Origin of the sequence: Thermococcus aggregans, from assembly GCF_024022995.1 — an archaeon.
Lineage (GTDB): Archaea > Methanobacteriota_B > Thermococci > Thermococcales > Thermococcaceae > Thermococcus_A > Thermococcus_A aggregans.
This window is the reverse complement of the sequence record NZ_CP099582.1, coordinates 681,970-702,906: the sequence shown is the minus strand read 5'-3', so window position 1 is coordinate 702,906 and position 20,937 is coordinate 681,970. Positions and strand designations below refer to the sequence as shown.

At 44.0% G+C, this 20,937-nt stretch carries 22 protein-coding genes; 9 read left to right on the top strand and 13 right to left on the bottom strand.

Translation table 11 applies throughout. From position 1 onward, the window contains the following. Positions 1-99: 99 nt before the first annotated feature. The 5 genes from NF865_RS04005 to rlmD all read left to right on the top strand — a co-directional run bounded on the left by NF865_RS04005 (position 100) and on the right by rlmD (position 4,415). Positions 100-1,275: an aminotransferase class I/II-fold pyridoxal phosphate-dependent enzyme gene (locus NF865_RS04005; RefSeq protein ID WP_253305301.1), complete on the top strand. Its 1,176-nt coding sequence runs from the start codon at positions 100-102 to the stop codon at positions 1,273-1,275. An 88-nt stretch (positions 1,276-1,363) separates the two neighbouring features. Next, entirely contained in the window at positions 1,364-1,627 is a 264-nt protein-coding gene (locus NF865_RS04000) for a TMEM165/GDT1 family protein (protein ID WP_253305300.1), read from the top strand. Positions 1,628-1,637: 10 nt separating this feature from the next. Further along, positions 1,638-2,840 carry an MFS transporter gene (locus NF865_RS03995; RefSeq protein ID WP_253305299.1) on the top strand — a complete coding sequence of 401 codons (1,203 nt, stop codon included), beginning with the start codon at positions 1,638-1,640 and terminating at the stop codon, positions 2,838-2,840. Further along, entirely contained in the window at positions 2,830-3,162 is a 333-nt protein-coding gene (locus NF865_RS03990) for a hypothetical protein (protein ID WP_253305298.1), read from the top strand. Before NF865_RS03995 ends, NF865_RS03990 begins: the two co-directional genes overlap by 11 nt. A gap of 8 nt (positions 3,163-3,170) precedes the next feature. Beyond that, the gene (rlmD, locus tag NF865_RS03985) at positions 3,171-4,415 is read left to right on the top strand and encodes a 23S rRNA (uracil(1939)-C(5))-methyltransferase RlmD (RefSeq protein WP_253305533.1); all 1,245 of its coding nucleotides are present in this window, start codon (positions 3,171-3,173) and stop codon (positions 4,413-4,415) included. Positions 4,416-4,603: 188 nt separating this feature from the next. On the opposite strand, the gene NF865_RS03980 is transcribed toward rlmD, so the two are convergent. The 9 genes from NF865_RS03980 to malP all read right to left on the bottom strand — a co-directional run bounded on the left by NF865_RS03980 (position 4,604) and on the right by malP (position 14,678). Then, the gene (locus tag NF865_RS03980; protein WP_253305297.1) at positions 4,604-5,887 is read right to left on the bottom strand and encodes a sodium-dependent transporter; all 1,284 of its coding nucleotides are present in this window, start codon (positions 5,885-5,887) and stop codon (positions 4,604-4,606) included. Positions 5,888-6,228: 341 nt separating this feature from the next. Next, the gene (locus NF865_RS03975; RefSeq protein WP_253305296.1) at positions 6,229-6,768 is read right to left on the bottom strand and encodes an RNA 2'-phosphotransferase; all 540 of its coding nucleotides are present in this window, start codon (positions 6,766-6,768) and stop codon (positions 6,229-6,231) included. Between the two features lie 33 nt (positions 6,769-6,801). Beyond that, positions 6,802-7,107, bottom strand: coding sequence for an exonuclease/endonuclease/phosphatase family protein (locus NF865_RS03970; protein WP_253305295.1), 306 nt, complete (start codon positions 7,105-7,107; stop codon positions 6,802-6,804). Between the two features lie 100 nt (positions 7,108-7,207). Next, on the bottom strand, positions 7,208-8,155 hold the full coding sequence (locus NF865_RS03965) for an exonuclease/endonuclease/phosphatase family protein (protein ID WP_253305294.1): 948 nt from the start codon (positions 8,153-8,155) through the stop codon (positions 7,208-7,210). A gap of 455 nt (positions 8,156-8,610) precedes the next feature. Next, positions 8,611-9,456, bottom strand: coding sequence for a UbiA family prenyltransferase (locus NF865_RS03960; protein WP_253305293.1), 846 nt, complete (start codon positions 9,454-9,456; stop codon positions 8,611-8,613). A 3-nt stretch (positions 9,457-9,459) separates the two neighbouring features. Continuing rightward, positions 9,460-10,776 (bottom strand): NAD(P)/FAD-dependent oxidoreductase, encoded by a 1,317-nt coding sequence (locus NF865_RS03955; protein ID WP_253305292.1) that lies wholly within the window; start codon positions 10,774-10,776, stop codon positions 9,460-9,462. A gap of 89 nt (positions 10,777-10,865) precedes the next feature. Further along, positions 10,866-11,213 carry a carboxymuconolactone decarboxylase family protein gene (locus tag NF865_RS03950; protein WP_253305291.1) on the bottom strand — a complete coding sequence of 116 codons (348 nt, stop codon included), beginning with the start codon at positions 11,211-11,213 and terminating at the stop codon, positions 10,866-10,868. Positions 11,214-11,436: 223 nt separating this feature from the next. Further along, the gene (gene pyrH, locus NF865_RS03945; RefSeq protein WP_253305290.1) at positions 11,437-12,120 is read right to left on the bottom strand and encodes a UMP kinase; all 684 of its coding nucleotides are present in this window, start codon (positions 12,118-12,120) and stop codon (positions 11,437-11,439) included. Between the two features lie 62 nt (positions 12,121-12,182). Continuing rightward, positions 12,183-14,678 (bottom strand): maltodextrin phosphorylase, encoded by a 2,496-nt coding sequence (gene malP / locus NF865_RS03940; RefSeq protein WP_253305289.1) that lies wholly within the window; start codon positions 14,676-14,678, stop codon positions 12,183-12,185. A gap of 140 nt (positions 14,679-14,818) precedes the next feature. Between malP and NF865_RS03935 the strand changes: the two genes are divergently transcribed. From NF865_RS03935 to NF865_RS03920, 4 genes are all read left to right on the top strand, one after another. Next, positions 14,819-15,106, top strand: a complete 288-nt coding sequence (locus NF865_RS03935) for a S8 family serine peptidase (RefSeq protein ID WP_436317665.1) — start codon at positions 14,819-14,821, stop codon at positions 15,104-15,106. A gap of 56 nt (positions 15,107-15,162) precedes the next feature. Further along, positions 15,163-15,354 (top strand): hypothetical protein, encoded by a 192-nt coding sequence (locus tag NF865_RS03930; RefSeq protein ID WP_253305288.1) that lies wholly within the window; start codon positions 15,163-15,165, stop codon positions 15,352-15,354. A gap of 51 nt (positions 15,355-15,405) precedes the next feature. Next, positions 15,406-15,786 (top strand): DUF2238 domain-containing protein, encoded by a 381-nt coding sequence (locus NF865_RS03925; protein ID WP_253305287.1) that lies wholly within the window; start codon positions 15,406-15,408, stop codon positions 15,784-15,786. A 96-nt stretch (positions 15,787-15,882) separates the two neighbouring features. Continuing rightward, positions 15,883-17,055 (top strand): CBS domain-containing protein, encoded by a 1,173-nt coding sequence (locus NF865_RS03920; RefSeq protein ID WP_253305286.1) that lies wholly within the window; start codon positions 15,883-15,885, stop codon positions 17,053-17,055. Between the two features lie 11 nt (positions 17,056-17,066). Here the strand turns inward: NF865_RS03920 and NF865_RS03915 are convergent, their stop codons facing one another. The 4 genes from NF865_RS03915 to NF865_RS03900 all read right to left on the bottom strand — a co-directional run bounded on the left by NF865_RS03915 (position 17,067) and on the right by NF865_RS03900 (position 20,592). After that, positions 17,067-18,122 carry a DUF835 domain-containing protein gene (locus NF865_RS03915; RefSeq protein WP_253305285.1) on the bottom strand — a complete coding sequence of 352 codons (1,056 nt, stop codon included), beginning with the start codon at positions 18,120-18,122 and terminating at the stop codon, positions 17,067-17,069. A gap of 59 nt (positions 18,123-18,181) precedes the next feature. Beyond that, the gene (glmU, locus tag NF865_RS03910; RefSeq protein WP_253305284.1) at positions 18,182-19,441 is read right to left on the bottom strand and encodes a bifunctional sugar-1-phosphate nucleotidylyltransferase/acetyltransferase; all 1,260 of its coding nucleotides are present in this window, start codon (positions 19,439-19,441) and stop codon (positions 18,182-18,184) included. Beyond that, complete coding sequence (locus NF865_RS03905) at positions 19,438-20,256, bottom strand: undecaprenyl-diphosphate phosphatase (protein WP_253305283.1); 819 nt, start codon at positions 20,254-20,256, stop codon at positions 19,438-19,440. Before NF865_RS03905 ends, glmU begins: the two co-directional genes overlap by 4 nt. Before the next feature lie 120 nt (positions 20,257-20,376). After that, on the bottom strand, positions 20,377-20,592 hold the full coding sequence (locus NF865_RS03900) for a TRAM domain-containing RNA chaperone (protein ID WP_004066496.1): 216 nt from the start codon (positions 20,590-20,592) through the stop codon (positions 20,377-20,379). Between the last annotated feature and the right edge of the window lie 345 nt (positions 20,593-20,937).

Sequence of the window (20,937 nt, the reverse complement as noted above, 5' to 3'; positions counted from 1 at the left end):
GAAGAATGTTTATGATTTGTGCCAAATTTTGGAACTTTTCTCTCGATAAGTTTATAAGAATCTGACATCACTCATAAAATGCTCTTGGAGGGATGAATCATGCGTTATAAAAAGCATAAATATTTCGTTGCAAGCCGTATAAACCTTATCCAGAGATCAAAGATTAGAGAACTCTTTGAAAGAGCCTCGAAGATGGAAAACGTTATTTCCCTTGGAATAGGTGAACCCGACTTCGACACTCCCCAAAATATAAAGGAAGCTGCAAAAAGAGCCCTTGATGAGGGATGGACTCACTACACACCAAACGCAGGAATTCCGGAGCTTAGAGAAGCTGTCTCAGAGTACTACAAAAATCACTATAACTTGGAAATTCCGCCAGAAAGGGTAATCATAACGGCTGGAGCTTACGAAGCAACTTATTTAGCCTTTGAAACCCTGTTGGAAAGCGGTGATGAGGTAATAATTCCAGACCCTGCTTTTGTGTGTTATGTCGAAGATGCAAAAATTGCAGAGGCAAAGCCAGTTAGGTTGCCTTTAAAGGAGGAAAACGGCTTTCAGCCAGATCCGGATGAACTTCTTGAACTTATAACCAAAAGAACTAGGATGATCGTGGTTAATTATCCAAACAATCCTACCGGCGCTACGTTGGATGAGGAAGTTGCAAAGGCTATCGCGGATATTGCTCAAGACTATAACATTTACATTCTCAGCGACGAGCCGTATGAACACTTCTTATATGATGGGGCAAAACACATTCCAATGCTGAAATACGCCCCAGACAACACAGTCTTGGCAAACAGTTTTTCAAAAACTTTCGCAATGACTGGATGGCGTTTAGGATTTACAGTGGCTCCAGAAGAGATAATAAAGGACATGATAAAGCTTCACGCTTACATCATTGGAAACGTTGCCTCCTTTGTTCAGGTTGCTGGGATTGCAGCTCTTAGAGAGGAGGCAAGCTGGAAAGCTGTGGAAGAGATGCGCAGGGAGTACGCAGAGAGAAGAAAACTTGTCTTAGAGTACTTGAGGGAAATGCCCTACATCAAGCCATTTGAACCAAAGGGAGCGTTCTACATCTTTGCCAATATAAAGGATACTGGAATGAAGAGCGAGGAGTTTGCAGAATGGCTGTTGGAGAAAGCGAGAGTAGTTGTTATCCCGGGAACGGCATTTGGACCTAATGGTGAAGGTTACATCAGAATAAGTTATGCAACAAAGAAAGAACAGCTTGTAGAGGCTATGGAGAGAATGAAGAAAGCCCTTGAGGAGCTTTGATTTTCTATATCTTTTTTAAGGATTTAGCTACATAATCTGGAACGCATCAACTAGGGCTCTCTATGAAAAGAAGACCTGAGGTGATAGTGTGAAGGAAGTCCTTTACGTCTTTGTTGCAATATTCCTCGCAGAATTGGGAGACAAGACTCAACTTGCTACGATAGCCTTTGCTTCTAAGTATGGATGGGCTAAGGCATTTTTGGGTGCAATTTTGGGTTTAGCGTTGGTTAATTTGATAGGGGCATTTTTGGGAGACAAACTAGGTGACACCTTGCCTGCTGAGCTTGTCCACAAGGTAGCTGGCATTTTGTTCATCATCTTTGGCGTGCTGATGCTCTTTGGAAAGCTGTAAGGTGATAAATATGAAGCGCTGGAAGTCTGTGATATTGGATACACTCGTTATGACTGCGGGATTTGGGACTCTGAGCATGATGAGCGTTGCAAAGCCAGACATAATTTCCCACTTTGGAATAAGCGCTGAGGCCTATGACCTTCAGCATGTGGCATATGTATTCGGTCTCTTTATAGCGTTCTTGCTTGGACATACGAGACTTTACGAAGGAAGCTTCAAGAGAAGCGTCGCTATAGCTCTCAGCTTTGCCGCAATTCCACAAGCCTTAATACCTTACGTGGGGAACTGGTATCTGGTTGTATTTCTCAGGTTTATTCAGGGTTTTGTCGTGAGCCTGGTTCCTCTCTTCAGCACACAAATAGCCAATTACTTTGTGGCAGAGCGGCCGTTTGCTAAGGGTATTATCCTTTCGGGTATATTCTGGGGAGGAGTCTTTGGATCAATAAGCGCCAAATATCTGGTAAGTGCCTTTGGGTGGAAGATGGCTTTCTTAATAACGGTTGTTATAATGTACGCCGTTCTTTTGATATGGTGGCTCTTTACAGAAGACTTTGAGATAATTCACAAGAAAGAGGGCGGAGAAAAAGTAAACATCTGGAAGATGAAGTTTACCTGGGTGCTCGGGTTTACTTTCTTTCCCGCGCTTTGGGTTATCTTCACAATAGTTGGATTTTCATCTTCCTTAGGCTACGAAGCTGGATGGAGTAAAGACCAAGTGACCACTCTAAGCACAAACCTCAATGTGTCAAAAGCACTGTGGTCAATAGTTATGGGGTATGTGGGCTTCCAGCTTTCCAAGAAAAATCCAAGCCCAAGAGGGCTATTTAAGGCCATCGTTCAGGTTATGATGCTCTCCTACGCAGTGGGGTTTATTGGACTGGGTATTTATTCCTGGGCAATGCTCGAAAGTAAATACTCATTAGCATTGGCATCAGTGTGGCTGATTGGCGCTCTTCAAGGTACCGGTCCAGCGTTCTGGACTTCTGCCCCTGCGACTTATCCAAAGAGCATTTATCCAAAGGCATCCTTTGCATTGGGATTGATCTCTAACTCAGCGAACGCAATTGCCCCCTCCATAACGGAAGCCCTAGCAAGATACAGCGAAGCATTGGCACTTGCAGAGCTTGCGTTTATGCCGATATTGGGAATACTGACTTTAATAGCAGTGTCAAGAATGAAGCTGCCAGTGGAGGAGCTTGGAGATGAAGCTTAAGCCCATTGTTTCTCTCTTCTTTTTCCTAATGGGGATTTATTTCGCAGGAATGGGCGTTTTGAGTCTTGAAGAAAGATCAACTTCATTGGGGTTTTTTGTAATTGCATTGATACACTTCCTTGTTTTATTGGGGATTTTGCTGAGCAAGGAGTTTGTTATTCAAATCGGAACTTACATAACTCTTCTAGACCTTATTTTTGGCATATTGTGGGTACTTGTAAGTTTCGAGCCCGCATCCGCCAGCTTGACGTTTTTGGCTGCAATTTCCCTTGTGCTGATAACCAGCGACGAGTTTAAAAATGAGATAAAGTTTGGTTATTAGTGAGGGTAATGAAGGGAAAAGGCTACATAACAAAGGTAAGTCCAGACGGCTACGGCGTGTTAAAACTTGAAAAAGAGATTTACGTTCCTTACACTGTTACTGGGGATTTTGTAGAGGTTAGACAAACATTTAGGAGGTTTGGACGTTTAATTGCAAGGGACTTTGAAATTCTTGAGGAATCCCCCTTGAGGCAAAATCCCAGATGTCCGCATTTCTCAAAATGCGGGGGTTGTTCTTGGCAGCACATAAAATACAAAGAGCAGTTAACTCTTAAGAAGAAAATTTTCGAAGAGATAACCGGGATTGAAGCTCCAATAAAAGGTTCTCCCAAAATTTGGGGTTTTAGAAACATCAGCAATTTTATTGTCTCAACGAACGGTATTGGATTTAAGCAAAGAGATTCTCAAAGCGTTGTTGGGATTAAGCACTGTCCCGTTTTTTCCACCCGCACTTCGGAATTCATAAAAGCTTTAAAGCGCTTTATGGATGAAGAAGGGCTTTATCCTTGGGATCCGAAAAGGAAAATTGGCGATGTTCACTACCTTTCCATCAGGGAAGGGAAGTTTACTGGGGAAGTTATGGTTAATGTGATTTCACACCGGGAAGAAGTTCCGCAAAGCTTTTTAGATTACTTTGAGTTTGCGGATTCCCTTTATTGGAGCTTTAACGAAGACCCAAGAGACGACCCCAGAGGCGTACCGAAACTTGTAGGTGGCTCGCCGTTTATAAGGGAAAGAATTGAAGGGATTACCTACTTAATACATCCAAACAGCTTTTTCCAGACAAATTCTTATGCTCTCCCTATCCTTTTAAGAGAGGTTTTAAATTTTGTTGAAGGGGACAGAATCCTTGACCTTTATTCCGGTGTGGGAACTTTTGGAGTGTTTTTAGCAAAAGAAGGGTTTAAGGTTGAAGGAGTGGATATGAATTCCTTTGCCATAGACATGGCTAACAAAAATGCTGAAATAAATGGTGTGAGCGCTTCTTTTCTTGTAAAGGACGCTGAATCCTTCCCTGTGGGAGAGTATGATACAGTTATTGTTGACCCACCGCGCAGAGGTTTAAAAGAAGCTGTAAAAAGCCTAAAAAAAGAGAGGCCGGAAAACATCGTTTATGTCTCATGCAACCCTCAAGCATTTAGCAGGGATTATTCTCACCTGAAGGACATTTATAGAGTGGAGGACGCTATTTTAGTTGATATGTTTCCGCATACTCACCATGTAGAGGCAGTTATAAAGCTCAAGCGGTGGTAACCCCCTTTATCAATTCCTCAGCACTTTTGGGAATCCTTATCCTGATGTAACTTTTTACGAGCATCTGCATCACCAAAAATAAAATTTAAGGGGTCGAAGCCTTCGAAAGTCTGTGGAGAGCCCATATCAGCGGTCCGTATACTATCAATACCACAAATAGGGCTATTATGTAGACCACGTCCATTTGATCATCCCAGCAGGAACTGTGAGACGTATATGACTGCTATCACTATCGGGTACAGGTATTTTACCCATGGCTTCCAGAGCTCCGACACCTCTATAAGGGCTCCTTTCTTGAGTTCCTCGTATGCCCTATCCACTCCAAGTTTTATCAGCGCCAAAGCGGCTATCAAGGCCCCCAATGGTCCTATGTAAACCGTTGAGATGTTGATTAACCAGTCGAAGTAAGATGGGTTCACTGTGGAAGGTGCCCCCACTAAGAAAGTCAAAAGCCCTAGAAGGATTGAAGCGTTTCTTCTGCTCATGTTAAGCTTTGTTATGGCAGAGTCCACATAGACTTCGAGCATCGAGACTGTTGAAGATAGTCCAGCGAATATTAGCAAAAGGAAGAACAACGCCCCAAAGAACGCTCCTCCCGGCATTTTCTGGAAGACCATTGGCAGCGTCACAAACACTAAACCCGGGCCGGCTGTGGGCTCAAGGCCAAATGAGAAAACTGCCGGAAATACCAAGAATCCTGCCGTAACAGCCACTGCTGTATCTCCAAAGGCCGTTGCTATTGCCGACAAAGGAATATCGTCTTCCTCCTTTAGGTAGCTTCCGTAAACTACCATCGTCGTTCCCAGGACGCTTAGAGAGAAGAACATCTGGGATAGGGCTACTATCCAGGTTTTTCCGCTCATCAGTTTGCTCCAGTCTGGGAGGAGATAGAACTTTAAGCCCTCATATGCGTTTGGCAATGTAACGCTCCTTATAGCCAATACCACCAAAAGCACAAACAAAGCGGGCATCATGATTTTGTTGGCCCTCTTAATTCCCTTTTGAACTCCCATGGCAACTATTGCTACCGTCATCACTATCATGATAAACTGCCATAAGAGAGCTTCTTTGCTGAACGCCAAGCTATCGAAGAATGCTCCCGGGTTAACCCCTGTTAGTTCTCCCGTAAGAGATGCTATGAAATATCTTAGTATCCAACCAAGTACCAGAGAGTAAAAGGCAAATATCATAACCATTATCGCATTCACGAGTATTCCAAGGTATTTTCCGCCCGGCAGTGTTTTAGCGAACGCTTCTATTGGCCCTCCTCTAGTAGCCCTTCCTAGAGTCAACTCTACGGTAAGTCCAACTACCCCTATCGCAAAAAGCACTATCAAGTAAGGAATTAGGAATGCCGCTCCACCGTAAAGACCTGCCCTCATTGGGAACATCCAAATGTTTCCCAGCCCTACTGCACTTCCTATAGCCGCTGCAACAAACCCTATTCTACTTCCCCAAGTTTCTCTTGCCACAAACTACACCTCCAAAAAGTTCTATCAAATCAGTACCAAAAACAATCCCTTCCTTGAGCTAACGTGAACATGAGAAGAGTATCACCAACTATACTTCCAAAAACACTCACTCCTGAACATCATAGGGCATCAACGCATTGGAATGTCTTTGTAACATATAAGTTTTTTCCTGGTTTATTAGTCATTAAGTCAAAAGAGTTCGGAATTTGAAGGAAATTTTGGTCATCGTTATAGGCGTTGTTAAAAGTAATGGAAAATGATGTCATTCGGACTTTCTAAACGTTATGGTGAGCTTTGGCCAAGTAAGTGGAATTCCCCGTTGAGCTGGCATTTTCCTTAGCTCAGACCGCCAAGATAATGCATTCTGGGGGGACGTGCTCCACTATCCTTACATTCTTTCCTGCTTTGTATATCTTTAGCCCTTTCTTCCTCAGGCAGTCCGCGTCGATAATAAGGAGGACAACGTCCTTCCCATGCCTCCTACCGGTCTCTATTGCCTCGCTTTTGCTCGTGCTCAAGTGGACAAACTGCCGCTTCATTGGCTTTAGCCCTTCGCGCATGATGTTCTCCAAGTTCCTCCTCGGTGTGCCGTGGTAGAGGATCTTCGAATCCTTGTCTTCCTCATGGTTTAACAAGACGGGAAAACTGTGACCGTAGCGAGCGCGAATTTTGTTACCTCTAATCTCATAGCGGCCTTTTGGGTCGTGGGCAACTATCTCATGCACAAACTCTTCTGTGACGTCGGGATAAACTCTCTGGAGGGCTTTTACGAGCTCATCTAGTGGAACAAAGCCCTCAACGTCAGGTTTAAGCCCAAACTTCTCTGGCGAGTGGCGGAGAATATATGCCATCAGCTTGCTGACTTTAGTCCTTGACGGCATGGAGAAAAATGGGAGGAAGAAATTAAAAAAACCTCATGATATCTCAATTAGTGCCCATACTGGTCTGTGGTCAGATACCTCAACGTCGCAGAGACAACCGTAGTCTTTAACTTTGGCTGGCCAGTCCTTCTTGAGCAGAATGTAGTCGATGTTCTCCTTGTCTACTACGCCACCGCGCTCCCAGAGGAAGGTATATGGCGGCCTCTCTGAAAAGGCGTCCCTGTAATCACGGGTGAGTATCGCTATGGCTTTCTCGTCGGGCTCGGCGTTGGTGTCACCGGCTATTATCTGGGCCACCGGCGGTTCCTTGGCGAAATTTAAAAGTTCCTCAGCTTGCATTGCGCGCTCTTCTTCACTGAGGCCCATGTGGACGTTAACAATGGTTAGGCCGAGCTCTTCAATGGTTACCTTCTGAGCCGGCCTAGCTTGAGCAACACTCTCAAGGTTGAGCTCTCTCAGTCTTCATGTGCCAGCGGGAGAAGATCGCTACCCCATATGTACCTTCCACAGCGGGCTTGTACTCGTAGGCATAGCCGAGATAAGCGGAGACGAAGAGTGGGACGTCCTGGTAGCCGTTGCCTATCATTCCCCCCACAACTTCCTGCGCCGCCCAGATGTCTGGCTTCTGCTCCTTCAGGAGGTTCACAAGCTCATAGCCGTTGAAAGTCCCATCGTAGGGCCCAAAGCCTTGGTGGCCGTTGTACGTCCAGATTAAAACTTCCCTCTTGGCTTCAACGTAGCTCGGCCCCGTGTAGAAGAGCGCCAGGACTATAAGCGAAGCGATCACTAGGCCACCAAGTGGACCTACTATTTCTTTAGTGTTTGGAAGGCTCACCTCACAGCTCTTCCCGTAGGCAGTGAGGGCGTAGACTAGGGAGGCTCCCAAAATGAGAACCTCAAGCTTGTTCTCCATGAACTGTAAACCGATATCCCTGCCGACGTATGCGCCCAAAGCCAAAGTCGCTACAATGAACAGGTAAACTGCACCCATGACTCCTCCCCTGCTGCCCTTGGCACTCTCAAGAAGAGCAATGGCGGATGCCAAGGCAAGCGGAAGGCCTACTAGTGAGAGGGGCTTCAAGAAGAGAGTCGTCGAGCCGAGGACAAGCAGTGTTATGGCAACGTCCTGCCTTTTCGCGAGGTAGGGGCCTAGCAGTAACGCGAGAGCGATTACGAAGGAAAAGCCCACGAACGTGAGGAGGTAATAGACGTTGATTCCAGAGTAGCGGAGCACCGCGTTTGGATATATCAAGCCAAGTTCAAGCAAAGCTGCGAAGGCGTAGAGGCCGAAACCAGGCTTCTTAAGTGTCCCGGGCTCCTTCCATAAGGCATACGCTCCTAGGAGCACAAGAACCGCAAGGACAACTCTCGTGTGGGGGAAGTCCACAGGTTCACCCCCGACTGTCAGTACCCGGAGGCCTAGGTCAGCTACGAGGCCCGTCGTTAGGTATTTCACCTCAAGTTCCTTTACGAGGGAGAGTGCGACAGGAAGTGTAAATGCCGCGAGGAGGTGGGTATATTCAGTCGCATCAGTGGCGAGGAGCACGAGGGCATACGCCGCCATTAGGGTTGCCCCAGCTTTTCTGCTCAGCCTTCCTACGAGTAGTGCCCCCACGATGAAGAGTATTATCCCAATTCCGGACGGGAAGTTCACACCGTAAAAGAATGTCTTCTCAAGGCTTGCATAGGCGCCAGCCACGAAGACCCTAAGTGAAGACGCAAACAGTATTCCCGTCCCGATGCCGAGCATTAGTTTATCTCTGTCTTTATTTTCATAAAATCACCTAAAGCCTAAGTTGGAAAGAAAGCACTTAAACCTTGTTGATATTTTAACGGCACGGCTTATAAGAAAAAGGGTATCAAGAACGCCAGAGCACCGAAGACGAAAGCCACTTCCATTCTTCTGAAGGCTTCTTTCCAATCTCCCCCTCGAAGCCATTTCCAGAGCTGAAGTATGGAGTAGGTCATAAAAGGCAAGAAAGTAAGCGAGGCCTTGGGGTAATAGCCGAGGAGACAGTAAGCAACTGCCATGATCGAGGAGATAATGAAGAGAAGTGTTCCCACCTTTATAGCTCTTTCCTGTCCCAGTAAAGCCGCAGAAGTCCTCGCCCCAGACGAGAGGTCTTTCTCTATTGTCGGAACAGCTAGAAGCATGTGACCAGCTGAGAGGAATACAAAGAATGGTAGGGAGTAAACAACCGCCCACCTAACCGGAAGGCGCAGGGACTCGAAGATGAGTGCCATTACTAGAGGGCCGTACGTGAGGCCGTTAGTGAAGGAGTCGATAAAAGGCCTTGCTTTGAAGCGAAGGGGTGGTGCGGAATACGCTATAGCGAAGAACGATGCAACGAGAGTTATCCATACAGCTCGGAGGGATATCAGCTCTGCGAGAAGAACAGCAGGGATAAAGAGACTATAGCCAAGCAATTTGGCAGTTTTTAGACTTACCTCTCCCTTCACGAGGGGAAGGTCGGTTCTGTTTGATAGAACGTCAAGCTCATAGTCGTGATACTGATTGATTATGAGCCCTGCGGAAGTTACGAGGAACACCACGAGCATTGCAATGAGGAAATCCATCGTGAAGAAAACACCGTAGTGGTAGCGCGCTATTGTAAATGCAACTAACCCGGGGACAATAGAAGGGAGGGAAAATTTGAGACGGAAGAGAGAAACTATCCCTCGAAACACCGCTCAGTGAAACCTCCTAAGGGCCATCTCAGCGGCCACACATATCGGGTCTATCGTTGGGCTCACCGGCGGAGCGTAGGCGGTCTCAAGGTAGACAACGTCCTCAACGGTGGCGCCTTTCTGTGCCAAAGCTGATAATGTCATTATTCTGCCCCATACCCTCTCGCCACCGACGATCTGGGCACCGATGAGCTTCCTGTCGGACTTCCTGAAGATGACCTTGACGGTTATCGGCTTTCCGCCGGGGTAATATTCGGGCTTGGTGGAGCCCTTGAACTTGCCGACCGCTATTTCAATGCCCGCTTTCTTCGCGCGCTCTTCGGTTATTCCGAAGGCGCCTATCTCAAGGCCGAACAGCTTGGTTATGGTGGTGTTGAAGACTGGCCTGAAAGAGACGTCTTTTCCGGCTATGTGTTCAGCAGCGACCTTCGCCATCCTCACGGCGCTCGTTCCGAGCTGGCTGAGGGTCCTCTCACCGGTTACTGCATCGATTACCTCCGCACAGTCGCCTATCGCGTAGATGTCCGGGTCGCTTGTCTGGAGGTGCTCGTTAACCACTATGCCGCGGTTGACTTCGAGGCCCGCGTTCTTGGCGAGGTCAACATTTGCTCTCATACCCGCTGCCACGAGGACAAGGTCGGCCTCAACCTCTTCGTCGTCGATTTTGACAGCCTTAACAGGGCTTCCAATTATCTCGCTGGGACAGGCCCCGAAGCGGAAAGAAACCCCATGCTTCTCCATCTCCTCTTGGACTAGCTTTGCCATGTCCTTATCGAGCATTGTCGTTGCTCTGTCCCCGCGCCGGACGACCAGAACCTCCATGCCGAGCTTGGCAAAAGCCTCGGCTCCCTCAAGGCCTACCAGCCCGGCGCCAATGACGACGGCCTTCTTCGGCTTCCTCTCGGCTATGTAGGCCTTAATTCTCCTCACGTCGTCGAGGCTCTTGAGCGTGAAGACACCCTCGTTTTCCACGCCCTTTATTGGCGGGATGACTGCCTTTGAACCCACAGCCAACACGAGCTTGTCGTAAGGAACTTCTCCCTTATCGGTTATCACGACTTTCCTCTCGCGGTCTATGGCCTTGGCCTCGGTGTTGAGCATTAGGTTTATTTTCTGCTTCTCATAGAACTCGTTCGGGAAGACGATAACGTCTTCGGGCTTCTCTATAGTACCGCTGATGACGTGCGGCAGGGCACAGGGGGAGTACTGCATTGTTTTTTCTTTTCCTATTACGGTTATTTCAGCCTTTCTGTCAAGCTTTCTCATGAACAAGGCAAAGTTGCTTCCTGCTGTACCTGAACCAATAACAACTATTCTCATGTTATCATCACCATCTGACGATAGTTTTGAGTTTGAAGTATTGAGTATGCAGCTTTTGAAAAAGTTAAAGAAACAAATTTTTTGGATGTTTACTCCTTGAGGAACTCTTTCGCTATTTCATATGCCTTTGTGGCGTACATTAAGGCTGGTCCTCCGCCCATCACCACGGCAACTTTTAATGCATCGAGAATTTCTTCTTTTGTTGCCCCAGCTTTAATAGCAGCTTCACAGTGCCAGAGAATACAAGGCTCACAACGTACAACCACCGCTATTGCTAAGGATATAAGCTCTTTTGTTTTTGTATCAAGAGCCTTCGGTGCTTCAGCTGCATGGACATATTCCAGAAACTTAGACAACTCTGATGCAGAACCGACAAGCTCTCCAGTTTTTTTCTTTATTTCTTCCAAAGTAGATTTCCAGTTTTTCTCAGCGCACATAGAGTACCACCGTTATATATCTCATGCGTAGGGACTTTATAAACTTTTTTGATATTAAAAGTTTCTTACTAATGATTACAGGTATCGAAAGAGTCGGAAAAATTAACTACTGTTCGTGCCGTATTTAACTGGCAAATCTACCGAAAGCCATTCAACAAAAATTGGGTGCTCTTCTAAGCCTAACAATTCACAACACAAAAAAGTAATAAAAAGGCTCTGGAGATTAATCTTCCGGCTCGACCAAAGTCCCCTTGTGCTTACCCTTTATTGCATCGAAAAGGTTTCTTGCATCGTCTTTGCCGATGATTAAGGTTCTTATTTTGCCTCTTTGGATGAATTTGGCAGCTAGAGGATCAACAACACCGCTTCCTCCCGCTTTGCTTTCGCTTTGCATGGCTATTTCCACAAGCTTTTCAGTTGAAATCCTATCCAGCTTCTTTGCGTTTGGATTCTTTTTGGGGTCGCTATCATAAACCCCGTCCACGTTTGTTATAACCACCAGCAAATCTGCTTGGAGGTACTCAGCTAAGAGAGCAGCAACTGCATCTGTTGTATGACCCGGATGTGTTCCGCCCATTATCGGTATTTTCTTGAGTTGCATGACTTCCCATGCCTTTCTGAAGTCGCTTACCACAAACGGGTAAGCTTTTTCTCCAAGCGCCGCTATTAGGAGCATTGCATTGGCTCTCGTTATATGTATCCCGATATAGTCTTTAAAAGTTTCATTTGGAGTAAAGGCCTTCGCTGCGTGGATATATTCTCTTGCTACTTTTCCTCCTCCGACAACTACAGCTATCTCATGATCTTCGCTGATTTTTGTCAGCTGATAGGCAATCTCCTCTATGAACTCGATGTCGGGCCTATCGGGAACCAGAACAGAGCCTCCGATATCAAACACTATCCTCATGATAACCCTCCTTAAGTTGGGGTTCTTTGATTTATAACGTTTTCCAAATTAAAATAAAAGAGTCAGGACTCAAAGAATCCCTTCCACTTGATAAGGCCAAGCAAGAACTTGTGGGGGAGTTTGTCGTGGTATGGATAAACTCTAACGGCATAATGCCAGCAAGGATGGCCGAGATTCTTGAGCGCAGGTCCCTCATAGCGATAAAGCCACCTGCTGCCTCCGAGGTTTTGAGGGTGCTTGAGCTCTATAACATATGGCTTTTCTATGGCGTATCCTTCTGCTTTAACCCCGTAGTAAATCTCAACCTTGACGTCTTCTGGGCTTAGGCCATTTAGATTTACTACAACCTCAACTGCGGTGGCATCTTGAGTTACAATGCGCTCTATCTCCACGTTATCCCAAGAGCTGAGGACTTTTGCTTTCCATGATGCGATTTCTCTTGCTGCTTTAAAGTTGTCTCTCCGGAGAATTATTGCATTTGTCAGGGCTTTTGAATAGAATTTATCAACGTACTCTTTCACCATTCTGTGGGTGCTGAACTTGGGCGCAATGCTCTTTATGCTTTCTTTCATCATGTAAATCCATCTTGATCTGTTCTCGTAGTATGTGGGAATGACTTCATTTTCAAGGAGGTCGTAGAGGCTCTGAGCATCTCTGATGTCATCTTCCTCTGTTTCGGGTTCAAGGCTTTCGTCTCCTATGACCCATCCGTTTTTACCGTTGTAACCTTCAACCCACCATCCATCGTATACGCTTAAGTTCAGAACGCCGTTTAATCCTGCTTTCATTCCGCTTGTCCCACTGGCTTCTAAGGGTCTCCTTGGGTTGTTAAGCCATACATCAACTCCAGCTACCATTGCCCTTGCAGACCCCATATCGTAGTTCTCAAACACTATGATTTTGTTCTTAAACTCGGGCATCTGAGAGACTTCGTGAACCCTCTTGAGGAACTCTTTACCTGTTTCATCTCTCGGATGTGCTTTTCCACCGAAAATTATGTAGACTGGCCTTTCTGGATTGTTTACTATTTTCTTGAGCCTCTCCAGGTCAGTTAATATCAGTGTCGCTCTTTTATATGTGGCAAAACGTCTTGCAAAGCCTATTATAAGGGCGTTTTCATCTATCTCTGGCAGAGGTTCGTCAATTCCAAGCCGTTCGTTTCTCTCTTTTATCTTTCTCTTGATGAGATCTATGAACTCCCTCTTTGCCTTTAAGTGTGCTTCCCAAAGTTCCTCATCTGGAATCCTCTCTACTCCGTACCAAAGACCCTCAAGTTCTGCGTAGTCTCTCCAAACTCTTCCCACATACCTGTCAATGAGTTTCTTTATCTCATTGTGAAGCCAGGTCTTTGTGTGGACACCATTTGTGATTCCCTCTACGGGGATCTCATCTAGAGGAACACCAGGCCACAAGTGGCTCCACATTTCTTTGGTTACCTTTGAATGGAGCTTGCTTACAGCGTTCACGTAGCTTGAAGTTCTTATTGAGAGAAGCGTCATGTTAAACTGGTCTCCTTCCCTGCCCAAATTGAGAAACTCTTCCTTTGGAAGGCCTTCGAGGAATTTGGCAAGTCTCTTTTCTACCTCCGCTATGAGGAATTTGTCATGTCCAGCTGGCACGGGAGTATGGGTTGTGAAGATTGTTGTGCTTCTTACAACGGTTAGGGCCTCCAAGAAGTTTAAGCCTTCTTCCATGTACCACGCTATTCTTTGGAAGTTTGCAAATGCTGGATGTCCTTCATTGAGGTGTATAACTGCCGGTTCGATTCCCAGTGTCCTTAAAAGTCTCATTCCACCGATACCCAGTAGTATTTCTTGCTTTATTCTCTTGTCTATTTCAGCATTGTAGAGGTAATCGCATATGGTTCTATCGTCGGGAGAGTTCTGTGGAACATCGGTATCGAGAAGATACAGCTTTACCCTACCCACGTTAACCTCAAATGCCCTTGCGTACACTATCCTATTCTCTATCGGAACTTCTATGAGTACTGGCTCTCCCTTATCTGTAGTTACGGGCTTGATTGGCATTTCTTCTGGGTTGTACTCAGGGAAAACTTCTATCTGTCTTCCATCTTTGTCGATTTCCTGTTTGAAATATCCATGCTTGTAGAGAAGACCAATTCCAATAAGTGGTATCCCCAAGTCGCTGGCCGTCTTTATATGGTCTCCAGCAAGTATCCCTAGTCCGCCAGAATAAATTGGGAGGCTTTTGCTTATTCCATACTCCATACACAGGTATATTACTGGCTTTTCCCATTTTGGATAATTTGTTAAAAACCATGTGCTCTCAGGATTCATATAATGTCTGAACTGATCGATAACAAGTTCATACAAGTTTACAAAATCGTCGTCTTTCGAAAGTTCTTTCAATCTCTCTTCGGGAGTATCGAGGAGAAGTTTAACGGGATTCTTATATTCTCGCCAGTGTTCGGGGTTTATTTTTTCCCAAAGTTTTGTAGCTCTTCTGTTCCAGCTCCACCAGTAATTATATGCGAGTTCCAAAAGACCCTCCAAATTTTCCGGGAGTTTTGATTTTATTTGACTAACAGTTCTCTCCATGTTATCACCCCATGAGTCCATACAAGTTTGTTACTCATTCGCAGTGATACATTATAAGGATTTTGGGAAACTAAAAACTACGATACAACTTTGGTGCGACTGACATTAATGACCAAGTACCATGGTGGAGCAACAGAGGAGTGGAGGTTAGCGCTCTCGGTGTTGGTATACTGAGCACATATCCTGACGACACCTACGCTATATTGGACGGAACATCTATGGCATGTCCTCATGTTAGTGGTGTTGTTGCGCTGATTCAGGCGGTCTGCTACAATGACCATAGTAACGAAGATATCAGTGTTTTATCACCGGAAGATGTCAGAAATATACTCCATTCAACAGCTGATGATCTTGGAGCATCAGGATGGGATCCTGACTATGGCTATGGCATAGTCAGAGCAGACCTGGCTGTTCAGGTTGTTGGCTGATTTCTTTTTCATTTTTCAGAAACGCTTAAATGGAAGGTTCGCATATTACTATTTTGGTGATTTCCATAGAGTCTAAGACGGTGCTCAATATAAGCAGGTTCATTGTTTTCTTGGGACTTATAACAGCTCTTATCTATCGAAGGGTAGATCATATATACCGAACTTTTGTAGCGTTAATGGGTCTTTACATACCTGACATAGCTGAGAAATATCTTCCTAATTCTCCTTACAAACTCAGGCCTTTTTAGCTCCACTTTACAATAAAAACACAATAGCGCTCTTGGGGGATATTCATAGCGGTGCATGTTTCCCTCGTAAACGTTCCCTTCACTACAATTGATCTTTTTCATAAAGAGTGGAGAAACGCAGACATAGTAAGCCATTTTCTTGGAGGCATGGTTGTTTGGCTCATTACAACTGAAATCCTTCTTAACCTGTCAAATGAGGGGTATCTAAATTTAACAAGGAGAAGGCTGATTCTTTATTCGTTTTTAATTCTCTTCTTTCTAAGTTTTGGGTGGGAAGTCGCTGAAAAGCTTAGTGAGAGTGGAATCTCGTTCATCCATGAAAGCACTGTGAACAAAGTAAGGGATAGTATTATGAATGCACTTGGAGGATTATCCGCTCTGTACCTAGTTCTCAAAAGAAAATACCCATTTGAGATAAATTTGAAACATTAAGGAGGCGAAAAGTTTATTAACCTAATGTAAATAAAATCTATTTTGGAAAGGTTTAAATGGAATAAAAACCAAATAAAATTGAAGGAGGTGTCAAGAATGGTCGGGATTTCTGTCCAGGAAGTTATGACAGAAAAATTTGCAAAAATTAACATAAACGCCCCTCTTTCTGAGGCGATTGGAATTTTTGAAAAAGAAGACCCAGATTTAATTGTTGTTTTTGATGGAGATATCTACAAGGGGGTATTAACCCAAGATTTGATAATTCGCTCCCATTTGAAATGGGATCCAACCAAAGCTAAGGTTAGGGATGTGTATAAGCCTGCACCCGTTATAAAGCCTGATGAGGACCTAAGTTTGGCGGCTAAACTTATGATAGAGACGGATTTACGTTCACTCCCTGTTGGAGAGGATAAGAGCAATATTATTGGTGTAATAAGTGATATTGCCCTGCTTGAGAGAGTCTCCATGGAAGAATTCGGGAAAAAACCTGTTAAGGAGTTTATGAGCAAGGATGTCATTACACTTAACCCCGGTGATACAGTTGCCAAGGCACTCGCCACAATGAGAGATCACGCGATTTCCAGAATTCCAGTTGTAGATGAGGATGGAAAGCTTGAGGGTTTAGTGACGCTTCATGACTTAATTATCAGATTTATAAAACCCAGATTCAGAGCACAGTTTGGAGAAGTAGCTGGAGAAAAGGTCCCACCGTTCTCAACCCAACTTAGGGAGGTCATGATTAGAGGAGTTGTAACAGTGAAGCCAGAAACAAGCGTCAGGGAAGTTGTAGCACTAATGAAAGAGCACAACATCGATGGGCTTATTGTAGTGGATAGTGAAAATGTAGTTAAAGGTGTCCTTACAGTTAAAGACCTGTTGCTTCCAATTTCAAGAATGGTCGAGCAGAAAGCGAAGTTCTACCTACAGCTTGGGGGAGATGCTCACTATTTAAGCGACTTTACCAGAGAAAGAATAATCTCTGACATAAAGAGGTTCGTAGAGGGCTACGAAGAGCTACTTGGTAATGAGGGAATCATATACCTTAGAATCAGGAGATTCCCAGAAAAGCTTCGTGGAGTTCACCTGTACCAAGCAAGAATGAGGATTGTAACTGACAAAGGACAGTTTATGGCTACAGGAGAAACATGGGGTGCAATACAAGCAGTTCACGACGCTCTAAGGGCAATAGAAAGACAGATACTTCAAAAAGCAGAGCTCCAAAGAGAGACGAAGCACACCAGAAGGTTTATAGAGTACCTTGGCTTCTGAGCTTTCTCTTTTCATGTCCCTATTCTATTGCTAAACTCTCTCTCTAAAAGTGCAATTTGCTTGTCGGTTAGAGTCCTTGGATCTACTACTAGGGCTATAACCTTTCCCTCGCTTAATACCCTATCCTTTAGGTCAAACAGAAACTTAACAGCACTATCGAAGCCATTTTCTATCATTAAGTACTCAAATCCGTCGATATAAACTGCATTGTATCCACTTTTGAGGTTTTTAGTTAGGAGGTGGATTAAAACATCTATCCTTGTTGGCGACACTGTGTAAATATTTCCGTCTGCTTTTGTGTTTTCTTCCATTTTTGTGAGCCAGTAGACGAGAGTATTCTCCGGAACTTTGTTCCGTGGTAGGTCTCTCGTTATTACAACAACATTTTGGCTAAAGAAGTTTGGGATTGCTTTTTTCAGCTCTTCTTTGCTCTTGAACATAAATGCTCCTTTAATTTTTGATGGCATTTGTTCTTTTGGCTTCGCAAATATTGCCGCGGGATATATTGCAAATTTTAATGCTCCAACTGCAGCCATTAGTCGAAAGATTGCCGCTAATAAAAACATTGCTGAGGCAAATGATTCAACGTTTCTTGTAAATGGATACGTGAGGTTTATTGCTCCTAATAGGATGAGCCCTATGGGGAAAAGCTCCTCAAGAGTGCTCTTGGAGATTACATAGTTCCTCAATGTGTGTCCAAGATAAATCAAAGATGCCCCCAAGGCGAAGTAGGGAAACAAGAATTTAATTGCAAACGAAGATTCGAACTTATCAAAAAATTCTGTTGCCAGAAGGAAGAGCCAGATATAAGCTGCGGTAGCATATATCCCCAGCCCTACAACATCTTTAAACTCACTTCTCTCTTTCTTTAACTGAATCCCTCCCCAAACTAGCAGGCTAGCTATGAGAAAGTCCGGAATGCTAGATGCAATGTCATATGCTTCTTGCTTAATAGGAATGCCGAAAGGAACTAAGATATAGCTCTCTGCGTCAAGAGCATTTATAAGCAAAGCAGTAGCTATTAACCCCCACCTTTTTTCCTTGGTTTTTGTTGTTTTATACAGCACAGCAAGGAAAAGCAACCATCTCGATAAAAAATTTAGATAAGGAACAAAATCCATACTACTCACCGTTCAATAATCTCTTTTTCTTGTTTTGCGATAACCAACACATTTGGAGGAATGTTTTTGTCAACTATAATTCCGGGGCCGATAAAGGAGTTGCTCCCTATTTTTCTTCCTGGATATATTGTTACGTTAATCCCTATTTTCACGTTATGTCCTATTATTGCTCCCAGCTTTCTTCTTCCGCTATCTTCGAGTTTGCCTTTTACTTCCACCTTTACGGTTCCCTTGTCGTGTCTTAGATTGGCGGTTATTGTTCCTGCTCCTAAGTTAGTGTTTTCTCCAATAATTGAATCCCCTACATAGTTCAAGTGGGGGGCATTGCTGTGATCCATTATTATTGAGTTTTTGATTTCAACGGCATTTCCTATGTGACATTTGTCTCCAATGCTTGTGTAAGGCCTTATAAAGCAATTTGGCCCTATCTTTGAGTTTTTGCCAATTTTTACTGGCCCTATGATGTATGCTCCACTCCTAACAACTGTTCCTTCCCCGATTTCCACGGGAGGAAGGATTACTGCTCCTTCCTCTACAATCCCCTTTATGCTGTGCTGGAGATGGTTTTTGAGGATATACTCATTTAGCTCCAAAAGATTCCATGGCCTTCCTATATCGTTCCAGTAACCATCATAAACAGCGTATGTGACTTTTTTGCCCTCTTTTATCATGAGATTTATTGTGTCGGTTATCTCGTACTCGCCCCGTTGGCTCTGGGGAGTGTTCTCTATGAACCTAAAAACATCTGGCTTAAAGATGTAAATTCCCAAGTTTGCATATCCAGGAACAGCCCCCGGCTTTTCTTTAATACTCTTTACGAGTTCTCCTTCCACTTCTACCATTCCGAAATGAGTTAGATCCTCAAATTCCTTCACAAGCAATGCAGCATCAGCATTACTTTTTCTGAAGGATTGTAAAAGCGTTTTTATGCCTTCCCTTTCAAAATATATGTCTCCGTTAACGGCTAAAAACTCCTCATCTTCAATATACTCAATTGCAGAGTAAATAGCTTTTGCTGTTCCTTCTCCTTCTATTTGTTCTACATAAGTTATTGGTTTTCCGCCATACTCGTCCCCTAAGTGCTCCATGAGTTTTTCTTTTTGGTACCTCACGATTACTATAAATTCATCGACGAATGGGTATATGTTTTCAAATACGTAATCTATTATCGCTTTATTTGCAACTTTGAGCATGACTTTCGGTCTATCGTCTGTGAGAGGCCTTAACCTTTCGCCTTTTCCGGCTGCGAGTACTACACCCTTCATATCAACACCCCCAGGAGAGAGACTACTAAGGCTATGAAGCCAAAGAAAATGCAGAACTTGGAAAAATCAAGCCGTCTGGCAATTCTTAGCATAGCCTCAATTGTAAGAAGGCTCACGATAAATGCAGTCATTACTGCAGTTAGAGTAATTGTTAAGGTCTCAGGAGTGCTTGAGACTTCAGGTAACTCTAAAAACAGTGCTCCAGTAATAGCCGGAATGGCCATTAAAAAACTAAGCTTTACGGCTTTTTCTTGTTTTACGCCTAAAAGCAAAAGGCTCCCTATTGTCATTCCTGATCTTGATATTCCGGGGATTACTGCTATTCCTTGGGCAACTCCTGCAACTATTGCATCGAGTATTGTAACTTCTTCTTTTTCTTTTTTTAGCCCCTCTTCCAGCTTTTCCAAGGGGGCTTTTTGGGCTTTCTTTAAAATTATGCCAGTAAGTATCAAGGCTATGCCGATTATACCATTAATGGCTTCTCCATTAAATGATGATGCGATTATCTTGAACGTTTTGTAAATAGGTAAGCCTATTATGCCCGTGAATAACGTAGAGTAAAATAAAAATCTCTCCTCTTCGTCCCATCTAAGAAGGATCAATTTAAGTAAGATCTTTCCTAAATCATACCTGAACTTAAAAAGAAGAGCCATAAGGGTTCCTAAATGCAAAAGTATTGAGTAGGAATAAGCTTGTTCTGGAGGAATCTTTAGAAGATTTATCAAAAACAGCATTATCTGCCCAGAGCTGCTTATCGGCAACCATTCTGTAATTCCTTGCAATAGCCCAATAAAAACGGCCTGGTAATACTCCATTGTAGGTCACTATAGAGACTAACTAGCATCATAGTAAATAAACCTTTCGCAGTTCAAGTGTAAAAATTAAGAGAAAAGTCGAATTTAACTCTTAGGATGACTTTTAAGGTTAAATAAACATCAGATAACTTCGGCGAAGGCGAATTTTCTCTTCACACTGTTAATGACGATCTCTACTTCATCCCCTACTTTTGTGTTTGGGACGAAGACTACAAACCCTTTGATTCTAGCAATTCCATCTCCGCCTTGGCCGATGCTCTCTATTTTTACCTTATACCTTTCTCCAACTTTAACTGGAGCTTCAAACCTTCTTCCACCAAATCTATCTCCATACATTTCCAACAATCTCCTTTCAAATTTTCAGCACTCCAGAAGAGTGCCAGATTTAGTTCTTTTGTGGGTTTATAAAGGTTTGCATTTTTGCCAAAATATTTAAAGAAGCTTCTCCGTTCCAAATTTGCGAGTAATGAATAACAACAATGTGCTTAAACGTTGCTTGATATATATTATTGGGTCATATTGGTTAATGACATGATATAAATGAACATTTTCTAACATAACCCTTGGTTAAAAACAAGGGTTTTTGTACTTTTATTGTTAATTTGGGCTTTTACAAAAGTCTTTTAAAAGAAACTGTTGAAATTTGCATCGACCATGGCAAAAACTGGTGAGAACTAAGGT

Bases quoted from the DNA above. Each gene is read 5' to 3' on its own strand.
- pyrH (WP_253305290.1), bottom strand. From the start codon at position 12,120: ATGAGGATAGTGTTTGATATCGGAGGCTCTGTTCTGGTTCCCGATAGG.
- NF865_RS03900 (WP_004066496.1), bottom strand. From the start codon at position 20,592: ATGTATGGAGATAGATTTGGTGGAAGAAGGTTTGAAGCTCCAGTTAAA.
- glmU (WP_253305284.1), bottom strand. From the start codon at position 19,441: ATGAAGGGTGTAGTACTCGCAGCCGGAAAAGGCGAAAGGTTAAGGCCT.
- NF865_RS03990 (WP_253305298.1), top strand. From the start codon at position 2,830: ATGAAGCTTAAGCCCATTGTTTCTCTCTTCTTTTTCCTAATGGGGATT.
- NF865_RS03950 (WP_253305291.1), bottom strand. From the start codon at position 11,213: ATGTGCGCTGAGAAAAACTGGAAATCTACTTTGGAAGAAATAAAGAAA.
- NF865_RS03920 (WP_253305286.1), top strand. From the start codon at position 15,883: ATGGTCGGGATTTCTGTCCAGGAAGTTATGACAGAAAAATTTGCAAAA.
- NF865_RS03905 (WP_253305283.1), bottom strand. From the start codon at position 20,256: ATGGAGTATTACCAGGCCGTTTTTATTGGGCTATTGCAAGGAATTACA.
- NF865_RS04005 (WP_253305301.1), top strand. From the start codon at position 100: ATGCGTTATAAAAAGCATAAATATTTCGTTGCAAGCCGTATAAACCTT.
- NF865_RS03970 (WP_253305295.1), bottom strand. From the start codon at position 7,107: ATGCAAGCTGAGGAACTTTTAAATTTCGCCAAGGAACCGCCGGTGGCC.
- malP (WP_253305289.1), bottom strand. From the start codon at position 14,678: ATGGAGAGAACTGTTAGTCAAATAAAATCAAAACTCCCGGAAAATTTG.
- NF865_RS03955 (WP_253305292.1), bottom strand. From the start codon at position 10,776: ATGAGAATAGTTGTTATTGGTTCAGGTACAGCAGGAAGCAACTTTGCC.
- rlmD (WP_253305533.1), top strand. From the start codon at position 3,171: ATGAAGGGAAAAGGCTACATAACAAAGGTAAGTCCAGACGGCTACGGC.
- NF865_RS03975 (WP_253305296.1), bottom strand. From the start codon at position 6,768: ATGCCGTCAAGGACTAAAGTCAGCAAGCTGATGGCATATATTCTCCGC.
- NF865_RS03995 (WP_253305299.1), top strand. From the start codon at position 1,638: ATGAAGCGCTGGAAGTCTGTGATATTGGATACACTCGTTATGACTGCG.